Origin of the sequence: Alkalibacter mobilis (genome assembly GCF_015594845.1) — a bacterium.
GTDB lineage: Bacteria > Bacillota > Clostridia > Eubacteriales > Alkalibacteraceae > Alkalibacter > Alkalibacter mobilis.
Window position 1 is genome coordinate 23135 of sequence record NZ_JADNRK010000001.1, and the last position, 16816, is coordinate 39950.

The following is a 16816-nucleotide window of genomic DNA, read 5'->3' on the forward strand; positions in this document are numbered from 1 at the left end:
CGTTTAATTTAGTGATGCCCTATATTATAACACACTCAAACTAGTCATTGTATCCATATATCCCAGCTTCAAATTTCTTTTGATCCCCTCATTGGAAAAATCCAAAGTATCTCCCAAATCTGAACTGGGCAATATCCTGGTCACATTCAGTGACTTCTCATCCACTGGAAACTGGTCTTCCCTGCCATTCAATTTAATGATCAAAATGTCCTTGTAACCTTTTGAAACGAGCATTCTTGTTGGGAGGTTATTGAAGTATCCTCCGTCCAAATACCTTTTGCCAAAAATACTCTCTTCCTTAAATACGGGCAAGTAGCTGCTAGCCAGCAAAAATCCTCCTAATTGTCCCTTAGGTATATCCTCTTTGAACAATTCCAATCCCGTGTTAGTTTCCAGGTCAATGGTGACCAATCCAAAATCCTTATTCGATTTCCTGATTTTTTCTTCATCTATATTTTCTGCAATCAGCCTTTTGAATGGAGTTATGTCAAAACCTCCCGATCCAAATTGCTCCTCCAGCTCCAGCCTTATCCCCCGGGGATCTTCAGATCTGAACTCGTAGCTTTTCAACTTTTCCATAAGCAGGTCGTCATCAGCGATCACCTTCTCAGGTTTCATATTATTCCACAAATCATATGCTCTGTCAAAGTCGTCCTGCACCATCATCGCTCCATTTAGAGAACCTACTGAAGTACCAACAACCCCTGCATATTCAATACCCAGCTCACGGATGGCTTTCCAGGCTCCTATCTGATAGGCACCTTTGGCTCCCCCGCCTTCTAGAACTATACCCAACATCAAAATTCCTCCTAGAATGATACCACAAAATCACTATAATAAATATCGAAAAAATCACAATTACAAAACAAAATATATTAAAGTATGGGTGAAAACAGCCTCGAAATGGATTCCTTGATCTTAATGCCCACAGATCTCTTGTCATACCTGCTTTCATTGATCCTCATGGAGTCTTTCATGTCTTCTATAAAAATTTCCTTCATCTCATATGAAATTTCAGGATCGTAAATAAATGCATTGACTTCAAAATTCAAACTAAAACTTCTAATATCAAAATTACAGGTTCCTACTGAGGACAATTCGTCATCAACCACCATGGTTTTCGCGTGTAAAAAACCATTAGAGTAAATGTAAATCTTTGCACCGTATTTCAAAAGTTCTCCCACGTAGGAAAAGGTCGCCCAATACACAAACAAGTGATCGGGTTTGTCTGGAATCATTATCCTGACATCTACTCCTGATTTTGCCGCAATCTTCAAAGATTCCAAAATAGACTGATCCGGTACAAAATAAGGCGTTTGTATGTATATATACGACTTGGCTGCATTTATAAGTTTTAAATACCCTTGTTTGATCTGTTCGTTTGAATCGTCAGGACCAGACGACACGATCTGTATCCCTGCATTCCCTGCAGATTCTATTTTCGGCATGTAATTGTAGTCAAGATCTACTTCATCGTCGCTTGACGCTCTCCAATCCATTACAAACCTCAACTGGAGTTCGTAAACGGCGCTTCCGGTGATCCTCAAATGAGTATCCCTCCAGTAACCCATTTTCTTGTCAAGTCCCAAATATTCATCTCCAACATTAAATCCACCGATGTATCCGAACTTTCCGTCTATTACCGCTATCTTTCTGTGATTTCGATAGTTGGCCTTTAAATTTATATATTTTAAACGTGATGGAAAAAATTTGGCCACTTTTACTCCAGAGCTTATCAGATCCTCAAAATCGATTCGCTTCAGCAAAAAAGCTCCCATATCGTCGAAAAGCAGTTTAACTTCAATTCCCTCTTCCGCCTTAAGTTTGAGCGCTTTCATTATTCTATCTGCTATACCGCTGCTTTTGAAAATAAAATACTGGATATGTACGTGATGCCTGGCATTCTCAATGTCTTTCAGCAAAGCGTCAAACTTCTCTTTACCGTCGGTAAAAATTTTTACTTCATTGTTATTCGTGTATATGGCTTCACTCAGATTTTGATGAAAACATATGATATCTGCATATTTCTGCCTGGATTTTTCTTCGTCTATCAGCTGTGTCTGAGTCAGATCCCTCTTCTGTTGTTGAATGATCGTATTTGTCAGAGCCTTCTCGGTGGAAGTTAAATTAAAAATTTTTCTTCGGGTCAGATTCTGTGAAAAAAACAAATAAAAAACAAACCCTACGGCAGGAATCATCCAAAGCAACAACAACCAAGCGTATGTACTTTGAGGATTCTTTCTCTCAAGGAAAATAATCGTGAATGTCAATATGAAGTTAATTACAAGTACTAAACTCAATCCGTAAGATGTTGCAAGAAGCATCTGCCACCCCCTGAAATTAGTCGATCAAAACAATTATAACATATAGCTTTAGTTTCATATTATTTAATACATAAAAAAATCCGACTTTAAGCCGGATTTTCACATATTTGCTGCAACTTAATATTTCTCAATAAGTGTAGACCACGTCATACTCATTTCTGTCTTTGATCACTTCCACCTTTTTCCCGTCTGACAGTAATTGAGCGTCATACGTCGTATCCACCAGATACCATTTTCCGTCAAGAAGCACCTCATTCCAGGCATGGTATACATCGGGTTGAAAATCTCCATAACCCTTGACAAGTTTTGTCGGGACTCCCAGACTTCTCAGCATTGATGCCATCAGCGAAGAATAATCATAACATATTCCCCTGCCGGCATCCATGATCGCATCGTTATCGGGAAGATACGAATACTCCAATGCTTCTATCTTGTCGTAGTCATACTGAATATTGTTTACAATGTAATCGTATATTGCCATGAATTTTTCCGATTCGGATTTCATTCCTTCGGTCAACTGCAAAGCCAATTTGGTGCTGCTATCTTCATAGTTCCAATCAACTGACTGAACAGAATTAAGATAAACCAGGTTCTCATCCTCGATTTCCATACGGATATCGAATCTTTCCAACACTTTATAACTCTTTCCAGTGGTATTTTCCAACAATGTGATCTCGTAGTTTCCGTTTCCGAATTGAAGAGGGAATATTTCATATTTTCCATTATCCAAATAATTGTAATAAATCTGATCATGATCCTTTTCAACAGATATTTTGATTTTATTTTCTCCATTATAATCGAATCTTATTGCGACAGCCCCTTGGCTCAACAAACCGGAGTTTATTTGAACCTGTCCGGATTCTGTATTCAGAATTCTTGCATCTTCATCGTTCATGTCCATATCGAGACTTTTGTAACTTTGATGCGCTCCGCTGCTTAAAGGCACCTGTTCGTCGTTGATCATGTCAGCTTGATTTGGCTGCTCCATTCCCATGGCGATAATACCGGTTCCCAGAGCCAATATCACAAAAATGATTACAATTACAGTCAATTTTTTCATATAAAAAACTCTCCTTTCGGTAACCGGCTACCATACCTCTTGAGGTTTAGGCCCTTGGCTTTGCGTCCCGATCTTTCAATCAGTTTGCTATTATCGTAGAAAGTTGATTTTAAAAAACAAAAAACTTCCCCTTCGGTAACCGGCTGTCATCCCATTGCGGGGAAGACCCTTGGCTTTGCGTCCCAACCTTTCGATTGGTTTGCCTTTGTCGCTGAAAAGCGTATATTTTTAAACAGATATACTTATCCACTTACATTTTATCACCATCTTTTATGAAATGCAATAGCCATAAAAAAATAGATCATTTGATCCTAAAAACTCAAATTATTCATAAATCTGTTTAACTGTTGCTCTGATGGATAAGAATAATCTAGCACATTGAAGGAGGTAATTTGATGAATATATTAATAATAGGAAACGGCATTGCCGGATTATCTGCAGCTGAAGAGATAAGAAAGATCGATAATACTTCAAAGATCGATATATTGACCCAGGAACCCTACCTGACTTATTACAGGACCAAGTTGTCTCACTACCTTTCAAAGGATTTCACTTTGGAAGAAGTCTTAATACATCCTGAACAATGGTACGCTGAGAAGGAAATAAACGTCCACCTTGACACAAAGGCTGAAAACATCGATGTGAAGGAGAAAAAAGTGACAACAGACGGCGATGCCATTTTTGCCTACGACAAGCTTTTGCTGGCAAACGGTTCATCTAGTTTTGTTCCACCCGTTAAAGGCTCGGACAAAGAGGGTGTTTTCTCTTTGAGATCTTTGGCTGATGCTCTCGAAATACAATCCTACTCAAAAAAATCTAAAAAAGCCACTGTGATCGGTGGGGGGCTTTTGGGACTGGAGGCGGCCAACTCCTTAAAAGCTCTCGGACTTGAAGTTACAGTGGTGGAATTTGCTCCCCGTCTTCTGCCCAGGCAGTTGGACGAAGATGGGTCTGCCGTAGTCAAAAACATTATCGAGGGGCAAGGAATAAATCTTATACTCGATGCACAAGTGGAAGAAATCAAGGGTGATCCTGCTGATTTATGTCTTTTAAAAAATGGAGAAGCCGTAGAAACAGACTTGGTTTTATTCTCAGCAGGCGTCAGATCAAACATTCAAATCCCAAAAGATGCCGGCTTGGAAACCGACAGAGCCGTCATAGTGAATGAATTTATGGAAACAAGTGCCAAAGATGTTTATGCTGCAGGCGATGTGGCAGAATTTAATAAAATGTCATTCAACATATGGCCGATCTCAGTAGAGCAAGGAAAAATAGCAGGCAGAAACATGGCCGGCAAAAGGGAATCCTACGATCCCATCACTCCTTCCAACATGTTGAACATTTTGAATATAAAAGCCTTCTCTATCGGTGATTTCGGTTCAAATGACAGCACGATAACTTCTATAAAGGATGGCGATGAGACTAGTTTAAGAAAGGTTTTCTTCAAAGAGGGAAAGTTGGTTGGTGGAATTTTGATCAACGACATAAGTCTGGCTACAAAATTAAAGTCTAATGTAGGCGATGATTTTTCGGAGTTGTTGAAAAAGGATATTAACGATACAGCTAAATTAGATCAAATTGGCAAATAAGGGTGTTAAATTAAAAATTCGGAGGAAATCCTCCGAATTTTTTAACATTTTATTTAATAAATCACCTTAGTGTCATAAAGAAACTGAACGGTTCCTTCTCCGATCCTGCATGTTCATCCCTGTTCAGGAAATTTCTAACATGAAGGACCTGGTTGTCATAATACTGAGCTTGATTGTCGCATATATAAGCATAGTTGTAATCACCCTCAACGACCCATCCCATAAAAATGTATGTGTGGGTCGGTCTGCCGTTTTTGTCATCATTTGAATCCGTCGTAAAGCATATGTCGCCTTTTTTAAGTTTTGTATAATCTCTCTCCTTGACCCATCCGTTGGCAGTCAGGTAAGGCAAGAATCTATCGATATTGTTCATTGTTTTACTTACCGGCACTCCCACTCTTCTGAGAGCTTCTGATGCAAAATACACACAGGCATTTGAAGCATAGCCGTTATTAAGTCGTATGGCCGAAGAACTGACGCTGTTTCTATTGGATAGTGATGACAAATAATTATACAGTTGGTTGCCCACGTTGTAATAACCCTTTACTTCAGTAAAGTCACTGTAAATCTGGGTATCACCGACTGTTCTATAAGCTCTCGTTTTATAATAATTGGACTCTGTCCATTCAGAATTTGCATCTGAGTAAGATGTCCCGGTAACTTTCGTCAAGAGTTCAAAATTTCCACTGCTGCTGTTTGAGTGATATACTTCATATCCTGTTGCCCCCACCGATGATTTCCAAGAAATTTTTATTCCTTTGGGCTCGATCCTTGCGGCACTGAATCCAGCAGGCGTTAAAAGATTTGTCTTCGCCGATGCGTATGAGGAAAAATCACTTTCCAATTTTACATCTTCATCGGCCGCCAAAGCTTTGACTTTATAGTAATATGTCTTTCGATATTCCAGTTTTTTATCTGAGTAAGTGTTGGTTGTAGTTTCTACAACCCTGACATAGTTTCCATCCGGTGAATCTGATTTGAATATCTGATACTTCTGGGCACCATCTGATTTTTTCCAACTCAGGTCGATTTGATCATAGCCTCCTGTAACAGCAGCCATTCCCTTTGGAGTTTGAGGATTTTTCAGCCATTTGCCATAGATAGTGGTTTCTTCCACAATGTACTCTGAATCAAAATCCCACTTCTCATTAAATTCTTTGTCCTTGAACCAGTCAATAAATACATAACCGCTCTTTTCAGGTTTTCCCGGATATTCAACAAGACTGCCGTGTTCCACGATCTTGCTTTCAAATCCCAAACCGCCCTTGTCCTCAAAAAATATTTCATATTCGTTGATCGTCCAGTGAGGGTACAATTTAGTATTGCTTTCAGTAAGAGTAAAAGTTTCACCCTCCTCAAATACATTGGTGTCCTCACCGGGGCTTGTGCTCCACCCAGTGAATGTATAGCCTGTTCTTGTCAGTATCCCCGTGTTGTGCTTTGCAGTGATTTGAGAGCCCAAACCATATCTGTTTTCATCTGCCGGGAGGCTTCCATTTTCACTTTCGTAATCAAGATACTCTATATAATAAAAAGGAGTTGCACTGTATCCGAAAGTGTCACCGTAGCCGATTTTGTCATGGGCATAAACAAGTTCCAAATAAGGACTTGCATCGATAAAAACGTTTTCTCCCATTTGAGGGGCATCTCCCAAAAATTCTACTTTTTTCAAAGAGGTACATCCTCCGAACGCACTGTTCTCTATGGATTTGATATGGTCCCCTACAACCACCCTTTCCAATGTCTCATTTCCCAAAAAAGCATCGCTGCCGATGGTGCTAACCTTTAGTTCCACACCTTCGCTTGTTACTACTGCGGGTATTTCCAAGTCCTTTGCACTGCCTGTATATTCATTCAATATGGCATTTTCACCTCTGACATAATACGCAAAATCCCCTTGTGTCACCTGGGTGAAAAGAGTCTTCGCTATTACCAAAGCTCCGACTGCCATGGCCGCCATAGCTATTATCCCTAGAACAATTACCGTTTTCTTTTTCATACAACCTCCCTAGGTTCAATGATTTTTTTCAGTATAACATATAAAACTCAAGGTCTCAATTTCATATCGATATTATCTTTAAGATTTTTAACCTTGAGTTCAACTACAAGCGGAATGCTATGTTATAATTCTTATTATAAATATCTTACAAAGGGGATCGTTAAATGATAGAATCAGTTGAATCACGACAACTTATCCACGACGCAATAAATAGAAAATCTTTGTCGAAAGTTCCTAAAGGGGAATTGGTGCTGGACGACAAGGTCGTATCGGAAAATTTATCCGCGGAGCATGTGGAGTTTGAACACAGAAAGTACTTTGCTGGAGCATTGGGTTTGGACCTTATGACTCATTTTCCCAAATACCACAAGGAATCCGGCTACCCTGTCATAGACCTTCAAAAAGTGGAAATCGAAAAATGGGCAACCGAAACTGACATGTTTAACTTTTTTGTTTTGGATGGAGCTTTTGAAACCGGAATGGCATTTTTTGGATTTCACGAATTTTGCACCATGGTTATGACGGAAGATGAAGAAATAGTTGATTTCGTAGAATACGTTCAGAAAATAAACATGGAAACGATTAGAAAACTGGCAGATCAGGGCGCAGATGGAATTATACTGGCTGATGACATTGCCTTCCAAAATGGTCTGTTGATCAGACCACAAATATTCAAGGATAATTTTCTATCTTCCATGGAAAAACAGGTAGAATTTATGGACAAGCACGATTTGGTGCCTTTCTTCCACTCTGATGGAAATTATATGGCCATAATCGAGGACATCATAAACATTGGATTCAAAGGCGTACATTGCATCGACAAGAAATGCAATGTAAACCTGGAAGTGTTGAAACCCTACGCGAAGGATCTTTGTCTCTGGGGTCATTTGGACATTTATGACATCGAAGAAGCAAAAGACTCGGACGGTTTAAACAACGTGATCGACAACATCCAGAAAAATACTGAATTCGAAGGTTTTATACTCGGAACCAACAGTGGATTGTTTAGCGGCATAGATACAAAAATACTCAAAGATATCTATTCTGAAGCAGACAAAAGAAAAAGCCGGTCTTAAGACCGACTTTTTTTGTTATACTTATCTTTGTGATCTGTAGTTTTCGTCGATTTCGATCATCTTGTCAACTTTGGGCTGTGAGCTGCCTCCCGCAAATTCTGAATCCAACCATGCCTTCAATACAGTTTTCGCATTTTCAGCTCCAATGACTCTTTCGCCCATGGTTATAATTTGACAATTATTACTCTTGATCGATCTTTCAGCGGAAAAAACGTCGTGGGCTACAGTTGCTCTTATCCCTGGAACCTTGTTAGCTGTTATGGCCATCCCTATTCCCGTTCCGCATATTATTATCCCTCTGTCATACTCGCCATCAGCTATAGCCTTTGCAATTTTCTCAGCTATCAAAGGATATAATACACTTTCACCTTCCTTAACGCCAAAATCCGTCATTTCATGTCCCTCTCCTGCCGCAAATTCTCTCAAAGTGTCTTTCAGTCTGACCCCTGCTTCGTCACATCCAATTGCTATTTTCATTAAAATTCCTCCTTTATTTGACCCTATCAGATTATCAAAAAAACCGCAAAAAATCTGACAACAGATTATTTACGGCCTTCACTCTATTCACAAGGGCATTTATTCTTTTATCTGATTGTATCACTTTTTCATACTTATAACAAGGGATTTCATCCTGATTTCACGCTTTGAAAATTTATGTTTTCTCTTCTTTAAAGTGGGTAACAAAGAATTGTACACTAAAAATAGCCAACAACGAAAGGATGAATAAAAATGCTATACAATATAAAAGTTAAAACCATCGACGGTGAAGAGACAACCCTTGAAAAATACAAGGGAAAAGTCCTTTTGATAGTGAATACCGCCAGCAAGTGCGGATTCACACCCCAATTGGAAGGATTGGAAGCGCTTTACAAGACCTTTGGACCAGAAGATTTTGTGATCCTTGGTTTTCCATGCAACCAATTCCATGAAGAAGATCCGGGCACCAATGAAGAAATCAAAAATTTTTGCCAATTGAATTATGGCGTCACTTTTCCTCTATTTGAAAAAGTGGAAGTAAGAGGTGAGAATGCCCATGAACTCTTTGTTGAACTAACCAAAAGAGCTCCTTTTGAAGGATGGGATTTTTCCGATCCTGTCCAGGAAAAGTTTTACGGCATAAACTCAGACCTGTATCCGGAATTCACTGAAGATCCCAGTATCAAGTGGAATTTCACAAAATTTCTCATCGATAGGGAGGGCAATGTTGTCAAACGATTCGATTCATGGATCGAACCTGAAAAAATTGCTCCATCGATCAGAGAGCTGATATAGTTGCTTGCGAGACCGCCCTCTGGTCTCTTAAAAAAGTTGCCTGCTATTTATTTACAGGCAACTTTTTTTCTTGTTATTTCTGAAGATATTTTACTATCTCCTTGCTCTTGATCACTTTACCGCTAACAACGACCTTGCCGTCAACGACAAGTGCCGGAGTGTTCATGACACCATATGAAGCAATATCCTTAAGATCTGTAACTTTTTCAACGTCCACCTGAAGTCCAAGTTCCTTTACAGCGTCTTTCGCCTGTTCTTCCAACTTGTTGCACTTTGCACAACCTGTTCCCAAAATTTTAATTTCCATTTTGCACCTCCAAATTTTTTTATTAAAAGAATAAATTACCGAAAGCGTTAAATAAATACCCTATGATTATTATACCCATAGAAACAACACCTGTAAAAAATATCAACAATTTTCTTTTTACCACTTTGCTGAGCATTATAAGTGAAGGCAAAGATAAAGCCGTCACAGCCATCATAAAGGACAGCACCGTTCCTATACCCACACCTTTTAAAAACAAAGCTTCCGCAATGGGTAGAGTACCGAAAATATCCGCATACATCGGGATCCCTATGACAGTAGCGATCAATACACTAAATGGATTATTGCTTCCCAAAGCTGTTTCGACCATGCTTTGAGGTATCCAATTGTGAATAATCGCTCCGATACCCACTCCGATGAATACGTAAAGCCATACTCTTTGAACTATTTCCTTCACTTGATCGACGGCAAAATCAACTCTGTCCCTCTTTGAAAGTTCATTTTCCTCCGAATCTGCGCTTTCAATTTCACGCACGTAACTTTCTACATATTTCTCCATGCCTGCCTTGTCTATCAAAACTCCCCCAATAACGGCAAGAACTAGACCAACAATCACGTATGCAATGGCAACCTGCGGACCAAAGAATGACATAAGAATTATTATAGATGCCAAATCTACCAACGGAGATGATATTAAAAAAGAAAATGTTATTCCTATTGGAAGTCCTGCCGATGTAAATCCTATAAACAAGGGTATGCTGGAACAGCTGCAAAAGGGAGTTATCGTTCCCAAAAGCGCTCCCAATATATTCCCTTTTATCCCCTTGATGTTACCTAATAATTTTTTAGTTCTTTCCGGAGGAAAGAAGCTCTGAATATATGATACTCCAAATATCAAAACTGATAAAAGAATGAATATTTTAACTGTATCGTATACGAAAAAATGGATACTTCCTCCAATTCTGCTTGTTATCTCCAAGCCGAATATCCTGTTTATCAGATATTCAACTCCGTCATATAGCCATTCCATTTTTAAAAAATGCCTGTTAAAAAAATCAAATGCGTTCATATGCTTCTCCTATTCTCAAGTTATCGTTGTTTATGCGTATATGAGTATATCTGCATAAGTAAATATATCACTCAATTTTATTAATGTCAATAAAATATCAAAAGTTCGTGGTATAATAATATAAAAATTCCGGAGAAGACAGATGCCAAAAATAAGTAAAATCGAAGCTTTTATAAATGTAATAAAAAACTCTGAAAATGTATTTGCATGTCCAAAGTGCAACAGGCCCCTCCAATACGATGGGAAAGGGCTGAAATGCATAAACAATCATAATTTTAATATTTCGAAAAAAGGATACGTCAATCTTTTGCTCGGTACTCATAAATCCATTTATGGGAAGGAACTTTACGTATCCAGAAAAGCCACGGCAGACTCAGGGTTCTTTTCGACTTTAACTGACGAACTTGCAAAAATGGTGGATGAACTTTTCAGTTATTCAGAAGAATTGCTGATTTTTGATGCCGGTTGCGGCGAAGGTAGTATTACAACGGAACTGCACGTAAAACTCAAGAACAGGGTAAAGGAATTCCACGGGGGTGATATCGCCAAAGAAGGCATAGCTCTTGCCGGGGACAATCAGGCTCCGATACTATGGAGTGTCTGCGATTTGTCTGCCCTTCCATATCAAGACAAATCTTTTGATTTGGTCTTCAATATTCTTTCTCCATCAAACTACAAGGAATTTTCAAGGGTCTTAAAACAAAATGGCCTTTTGGTAAAGGTGATCCCGGGAAAAGAATATCTCCGGGAGTTCAGGGAAATTTTTTACAAATCTACGGATAAATCAGAGTATTCAAATCTTAAAGTTTTAGATCATTTTACCAAACACATGAACCTGATTAAATCCAAGAAATTAAGTTACAGCATAACCCCGGATGTGGATCAGCTTCATAATCTGATCAATATGACCCCTTTGTTGATCGATCAAACGCCGGATCTCAATCAGATTCGACAATTAAAAAAAATCCGGACTATAAGCCTGGATTATGAAATCTTGGTTGGGAACACGATTTGATCGTGCTCCCATATTTTTTAATTGCTTTTTATCTCTTCAATCGCTTTTAAGAATTGAGGATCTTTTGATATCTCGTACTCAGCGGAATAATAGTATTCCTGATCTATCTCCACTTCTATGTCCGGCACGATGCCTATACCATGAATATTCCTGCCGTTCGGCGTGAAATACTCTGAAACGGTGATCTTGTAACCTGTCCCGTCCTTCATATCGCTCATGCGTTGCACCACGCCCTTGCCAAATGAAGTAGTCCCAACAATAACCGCTTCTTTTGTATCTTGAAGGGCTCCGGCAAAAATTTCCGAAGCGCTGGCAGACCCCTCGTTTATCAAAACTGCCATGGGCAAGTCCAATTTTTCATTGTCAGTCGATCGCTCATACTCCCTGTTGCCCTGTTTGTCCTCCGTATAAACTATTACCGATTCGCCCATGATCTTGTCAAGGACTTCAACAACTGAATCCATTATGCCACCAGGATTGTCCCTAAGATCAAATACGATTCCTTCGACACCCTGTTTCATCAATTCATCCAGCTGAGAGGAAAATTCATCAAATGTATAAGATTCAAACTGCGATATCGATATATATCCGATATTTTCATAAATCATGCTGTCAACGCTTGTCATTATTATTTCTTCCCGAACAATTGTCTTCTCAACGGTTTCGCTGGTAGTTTTCTTGAGTACGGTCAGTGTCACTTCCGTTCCCTCTTCACCTTTTATCAACGAAACCACTTCTTCAAGACTAAGACCGGAAATATCAAGCCCGTCAACCTTTAGGATCTTGTCTCCTGATGCCAGCCCTGACTTTTGGCCCGGCGATCCATCGATTGGAGACACTATTGTTACAACGTTGTTTTCATCAACAGTTACCACCACCCCTATGCCTACATAGCTGTTTTGCAGCTGTTCGACATAGGCCGAAAACTGCTCCTCATCGTAATAAGTGGTGTAAGGGTCATCCACTGCGTCAAACATGCCGTGCAAGGCGCCTTCCAAAAGAATTTTCTCATCTATGTCCTTATAATACGAAGTTTGGATCTGATTTTTCAAATATAAAAACTTGTTTATGTAGTCTGCAGTATGAGCATCCTTGGCTTGTACGATCACCTTGTTTCCGACTGCGATGTTTATCATGTTTGAAAAAATAAAAGTTGCAGCATTCGACACTATTATAAGTGCAATTACAAGCATGACATACCATTTTTTATTGCGATTTTTATTCATATGATTTCTCCTCGACTGCAATTTGGCTTAGGTTATATTTTAACATAATATCTTTAAGTTTTATTAAGAATAAATAAAACTTTGACTCATTCGCCAAAGTTTTATCACTTTTATATAATTTACTTCGTTAAGGTGATACGTATCCCAAAGGATTTACAGTATTCCCGTTTATGCGAATTTCAAAATGCAGATGTATACCTGTGGACAATCCGGTGGTTCCCACCTCACCTAAAGATGTTCCCGGGCTAACTTTTGTACCCACACCAACGTATCTTTTCGCCAGATGCGCATAAACTGCCGATACTCTATTTCCATTTTCGTCAAGTCCCAAATCTATCGCTACCATATTTCCATAGCTGGAAGAATACCTTGAATCGATGACTTCACCAAAACCGATGGCGACTGCATCAAATCCCCTTCGCCCCTGGGTGCTAATATCTATTCCTGAATGAAATTTTCTATATCCGTATATAGGGTGGATCCTATATCCGTATGGTGAACTTATCCTAGAAACTCCGGGTACAGGCCATAAATATTTACTGTTGAGTTTTTCATTGATATTTTGCTTTGAGAGAATCTCCGTTTTGATCTTGTTGGATTCTTGCTCGAGAGCTTTGCTCTCCTCTTCCAATAATCTTTGATTGCTTTTAAGCTCGCCTATCCTGCTTTCCCGGTTTACAACAACTTTGTTAAGGCTGGATTTTTTTTGTCTGGCTTCATTTTGCTTGGCGACTATCTTGTTTTTTTCATCCTCTACTTCGTCTTTCTTAGCAGATATTTCCTGTTCAATAGCCTCAAGCTCGGCAAAAATTGTCTGATCGTACTCTATGACAGTCTTTATCATGTCTATTTTAGATATAAGATCACCAAAATCCTCTGCACTGAAGAGAACTTCCAGGTAACTGCTGTCACCGAACATATACATGACCCTGATCCGTTCATCCAAAACCTCTTTATACTCTATTCGCTTTTCTTCTGCGGCTTTCAGTTCTGCCTCCAACACTGCAAGCTTGCCTTCTATAACATTTATATCCTTTTGCAGGTCTTCTATCTCATCTTCTATAGCCGCAATATCATCATTTAATTTTTGTATTTCCTTCATGACATCGCTTATGGATGCCTTTGTAAGATCTAGTTTTTCTTGTGTTTCAGCTTTTTTGTCTTCGATCGCATCCAAATCTTCCTGCAGATCTTCAACCGTACTGGCTGTGATCGTCGATGAAAACATGGAAATACTGATTGCAAATGTCAGAAATATTACCAATAATTTTTTTTTCAATACGATCCCCCCTATCATACATCCAAAAATTTTGTGATAGAAAACAGGCTCCCTGCAGATCCCACCACAATTCCGTACAAAATAAAATACAAGGCAATTGAAGGCAGTATTTGACCGGGTTCGGCAAAGCTTATACCCATGAATAAAGTAGACTGCCCGGCAACTGCACCCAATAGATAATAATATAGGTTTCTCACTACCAAAATGGCTAAAATTGATCCAGACAAGCCAAGTATGGCACCTTCAATTATAAACGGTATCCTGATATACCAGTTTGTAGCTCCCACATATTTCATTATGCTTATTTCCTTGCGTCTCGAGTGAACCGTCAGCTTTATCGTGTTGTAAATTATGAACACCGATATGCCCGTAAGGATGACCAAAACCGCCAAGCTGAGCATATTGGTAAAATCGTTGAACTTCATTAAGGCATCAACATATCCTTCTCCGTAATTTACATAATCAACGCCTTCGAGTTCGAGCACGCTGTCGTTGACTTCTTTAATTCTTTCCGAATCATTTACTCTCAGTATAAATGACTCCGGAAGCGGATTGTCCTGTTCAAGCCCCTGCAGTATTCCCTTGTACTCTTCCAAATTTGTGGACATCTTATTTAAAGCATCTTCTTTTGATTCAAATCTGACTTCACTGATTCTGTCATCGGCCTTTAAAACTGTTTCCAAATCCGATTTTTGCTCTTCGGAAATATCTTCCAGAAGAAAAACTTTAAGTTCCAGTTGACTCTCCATGTCTGCAGTCATCTGCTGGATATTCAGTGCAATTACCAGGAATATCCCCAAAATGACCAGTGCAGCAATTACCGATATAACTGAAGCTATGCTCATCAAAGAATTTCTTTTGATGCTTCTTGCCGTATCTCTGAAAAAATATTTAAATGTATGTAGCTTCACAGTCGTATCCGCCTTTCTTATCACTGACGACCTTACCGCCATGAAGGGTTATAACTCTTGCCTGCATCATGTCTACGATATCTCTGTCATGAGTAGCCATGATTATCGTGGTTCCCCTATCGTTTATTGCTTTTAAAAGTTTCATGATCCCCAAGGAAGTTCTTGGATCCAGATTTCCTGTGGGCTCATCACAAATTATTATTTTGGGATCATTAACTATTGCCCGGGCAATAGATACCCTCTGTTGTTCCCCACCTGACAATTGTTCGGGATAGTAGTTCATCCTGTGAGTCAATCCAACCATGTTTAAAACTTCCGGCACCTTGACCTTTATGTCCTTGTGGGTTTTTTCGATTATTTCCATGGCATACGCCACGTTTTCGTAAACTGTCTTGTCAGTGAGCAATCTGTAATCCTGAAAAACTATGCCCAGTTTTCTTCTGTAAAAAGGAATTTCACGTTTTTTGAGCTTGGTTATATCGACATCTTCGATAAATATCCTGCCCTCCGTCGGATCTAATTCCTTCAAAATCATTTTGATCATCGTGGACTTTCCAGCTCCACTTTTACCTACTATAAAGACAAAATCTCCAACACATATATCCAGACTAACATCTGAGAGAGCCAAGTGTTTGGTTTTGTCGTATATTTTATTTACTCTTTCGAACCTGATCAATCTTTTACCTCCAAATTTGTCTTGCATTTGTAAACATCTTGTAACACACTAGATATTATATCAGAATAACAAGTATATAAAAACCGTTACTTGCACATTTAAGAAATAAAAAATAGGTATCTCATCGGAGATACCTACATTTTTGGAAATATATTTCATAAATGTTTATTTATGTCAATCATTTTGCTTTTCTTCAATCATTTCAATGGTTTCAGGATCCAATCTTCCATTGGTGTCAAGAGCATTGTCCGTCTGAAAACTTATTACAGCCTGATAGGTTACAGTGCCGAAAATACCGTTTGGCTCACCAATTTCATATCCCAGTAGATCCAGTTTCTTTTGAAGTTCGAGGATCTCGTCTCCCCTTTTGCCGGTCTTATATGTTAGTGATTCCCCAAGAAGAGAATCCTGTGTGATTTGATCCAATTCTCCGGAAATTTCGATGTCTCTGTCTTCTTGGTATTCTTTAACAGCTTCTTTTGTGAGGTTGCCGAATATCCCATCAGGATACTGGCTGAGATAATCCATATAGTACAGGATTTTTTGAAATCCAAGGATCTCGTCTCCTTTTTTGCCCGTGGCATAGATGATTTTTTCTGCATCAAGAGAGTCCATGGTTTCCTTGTCGAGTGCGCCTGTTTCATCAAAACCTTTATCAGCTTGGTAAGCCAACACAGCCTCTTTCGTTCCGGTCTGGAAATTTCCATCGGGCACGAAATCAGAGTAATCCAAGTAGTACAATATCTTTTGGTATCGATGAATTTCTTCGCCTGACGAGCCTTCGGAGTATATGATCTCCTCCTGCAATTCACCGTCATCTTGAGATTCTTTTGAATCAGAATCTTCATTTTCATCCTCTACTTCGGTCCCTTGATCCGACAAAGCGTATTTATCGTAAAATGCCAGTTTCATTTGGTCGCTGGAAAGGCTCAATCCATTAAGTTTGTTATCGATTATGTTTTTTCCTTCAAATGACGATGAAAGTGACAACAAAAACAAAAATATCAAACAGTATAGAAAAATCTTCCTTACAACTCTCATATATCTGTCTCCTC

The 16816-nt window shown here is 39.1% G+C and carries 16 protein-coding genes and 2 riboswitches; of the genes, 4 read left to right on the forward strand and 12 right to left on the reverse strand.

The annotated features are described in order from the left end of the window. Window positions 1–24: 24 nt before the first annotated feature. The 3 genes from IWB18_RS00115 to IWB18_RS00125 all read right to left on the reverse strand — a co-directional run bounded on the left by IWB18_RS00115 (window position 25) and on the right by IWB18_RS00125 (window position 3384). Window positions 25–798 carry a patatin-like phospholipase family protein gene (locus IWB18_RS00115; RefSeq protein WP_195681552.1) on the reverse strand — a complete coding sequence of 258 codons (774 nt, stop codon included), beginning with the start codon at window positions 796–798 and terminating at the stop codon, window positions 25–27. Between the two features lie 77 nt (window positions 799–875). After that, on the reverse strand, window positions 876–2324 hold the full coding sequence (cls, locus tag IWB18_RS00120) for a cardiolipin synthase (protein WP_195681553.1): 1449 nt from the start codon (window positions 2322–2324) through the stop codon (window positions 876–878). A gap of 127 nt (window positions 2325–2451) precedes the next feature. Beyond that, a complete protein-coding gene (locus IWB18_RS00125) occupies window positions 2452–3384 on the reverse strand; it encodes a transglutaminase-like domain-containing protein (protein ID WP_195681554.1) in 933 nt (310 codons plus the stop codon). Window positions 3385–3399: 15 nt separating this feature from the next. Further along, a riboswitch (cyclic di-GMP riboswitch) is annotated at window positions 3400–3483 on the reverse strand. A gap of 32 nt (window positions 3484–3515) precedes the next feature. Continuing rightward, a riboswitch (cyclic di-GMP riboswitch) is annotated at window positions 3516–3598 on the reverse strand. A 181-nt stretch (window positions 3599–3779) separates the two neighbouring features. On the opposite strand from IWB18_RS00125, the gene IWB18_RS00130 reads away from it, so the two are divergent. Continuing rightward, window positions 3780–4973 carry an NAD(P)/FAD-dependent oxidoreductase gene (locus IWB18_RS00130; RefSeq protein ID WP_195681555.1) on the forward strand — a complete coding sequence of 398 codons (1194 nt, stop codon included), beginning with the start codon at window positions 3780–3782 and terminating at the stop codon, window positions 4971–4973. Between the two features lie 61 nt (window positions 4974–5034). Here the strand turns inward: IWB18_RS00130 and IWB18_RS00135 are convergent, their stop codons facing one another. Beyond that, window positions 5035–6972: an InlB B-repeat-containing protein gene (locus tag IWB18_RS00135; RefSeq protein WP_195681556.1), complete on the reverse strand. Its 1938-nt coding sequence runs from the start codon at window positions 6970–6972 to the stop codon at window positions 5035–5037. Between the two features lie 164 nt (window positions 6973–7136). Between IWB18_RS00135 and IWB18_RS00140 the strand changes: the two genes are divergently transcribed. Then, window positions 7137–8048, forward strand: coding sequence for a uroporphyrinogen decarboxylase family protein (locus IWB18_RS00140; protein ID WP_195681557.1), 912 nt, complete (start codon window positions 7137–7139; stop codon window positions 8046–8048). Window positions 8049–8069: 21 nt separating this feature from the next. On the opposite strand, the gene rpiB is transcribed toward IWB18_RS00140, so the two are convergent. Continuing rightward, window positions 8070–8525: a ribose 5-phosphate isomerase B gene (gene rpiB / locus IWB18_RS00145; RefSeq protein ID WP_195681558.1), complete on the reverse strand. Its 456-nt coding sequence runs from the start codon at window positions 8523–8525 to the stop codon at window positions 8070–8072. A gap of 252 nt (window positions 8526–8777) precedes the next feature. Here rpiB and IWB18_RS00150 point away from each other — a divergent pair, with 252 nt between their 5' ends. Beyond that, the gene (locus IWB18_RS00150) at window positions 8778–9320 is read left to right on the forward strand and encodes a glutathione peroxidase (RefSeq protein WP_195681559.1); all 543 of its coding nucleotides are present in this window, start codon (window positions 8778–8780) and stop codon (window positions 9318–9320) included. A 73-nt stretch (window positions 9321–9393) separates the two neighbouring features. Here IWB18_RS00150 and IWB18_RS00155 read toward each other — a convergent pair whose 3' ends face one another. Continuing rightward, window positions 9394–9627, reverse strand: a complete 234-nt coding sequence (locus IWB18_RS00155; protein ID WP_195681560.1) for a thioredoxin family protein — start codon at window positions 9625–9627, stop codon at window positions 9394–9396. Window positions 9628–9649: 22 nt separating this feature from the next. Further along, window positions 9650–10654: a permease gene (locus tag IWB18_RS00160; RefSeq protein WP_195681561.1), complete on the reverse strand. Its 1005-nt coding sequence runs from the start codon at window positions 10652–10654 to the stop codon at window positions 9650–9652. A gap of 142 nt (window positions 10655–10796) precedes the next feature. Here IWB18_RS00160 and IWB18_RS00165 point away from each other — a divergent pair, with 142 nt between their 5' ends. Further along, window positions 10797–11669: a putative RNA methyltransferase gene (locus IWB18_RS00165; RefSeq protein ID WP_195681562.1), complete on the forward strand. Its 873-nt coding sequence runs from the start codon at window positions 10797–10799 to the stop codon at window positions 11667–11669. 17 nt (window positions 11670–11686) lie between these two features. Here the strand turns inward: IWB18_RS00165 and IWB18_RS00170 are convergent, their stop codons facing one another. The 5 genes from IWB18_RS00170 to IWB18_RS00190 all read right to left on the reverse strand — a co-directional run bounded on the left by IWB18_RS00170 (window position 11687) and on the right by IWB18_RS00190 (window position 16802). Further along, window positions 11687–12895 (reverse strand): S41 family peptidase, encoded by a 1209-nt coding sequence (locus tag IWB18_RS00170; RefSeq protein WP_195681563.1) that lies wholly within the window; start codon window positions 12893–12895, stop codon window positions 11687–11689. 127 nt (window positions 12896–13022) lie between these two features. Beyond that, the gene (locus tag IWB18_RS00175; protein ID WP_195681564.1) at window positions 13023–14174 is read right to left on the reverse strand and encodes a murein hydrolase activator EnvC family protein; all 1152 of its coding nucleotides are present in this window, start codon (window positions 14172–14174) and stop codon (window positions 13023–13025) included. Between the two features lie 14 nt (window positions 14175–14188). Further along, the gene (gene ftsX / locus IWB18_RS00180; protein ID WP_332310639.1) at window positions 14189–15085 is read right to left on the reverse strand and encodes a permease-like cell division protein FtsX; all 897 of its coding nucleotides are present in this window, start codon (window positions 15083–15085) and stop codon (window positions 14189–14191) included. After that, window positions 15066–15761 (reverse strand): cell division ATP-binding protein FtsE, encoded by a 696-nt coding sequence (ftsE, locus tag IWB18_RS00185; RefSeq protein WP_195681566.1) that lies wholly within the window; start codon window positions 15759–15761, stop codon window positions 15066–15068. The genes ftsX and ftsE overlap by 20 nt, the downstream gene beginning before the upstream one ends. Before the next feature lie 174 nt (window positions 15762–15935). Further along, complete coding sequence (locus tag IWB18_RS00190) at window positions 15936–16802, reverse strand: peptidoglycan-binding domain-containing protein (protein WP_195681567.1); 867 nt, start codon at window positions 16800–16802, stop codon at window positions 15936–15938. Between the last annotated feature and the right edge of the window lie 14 nt (window positions 16803–16816).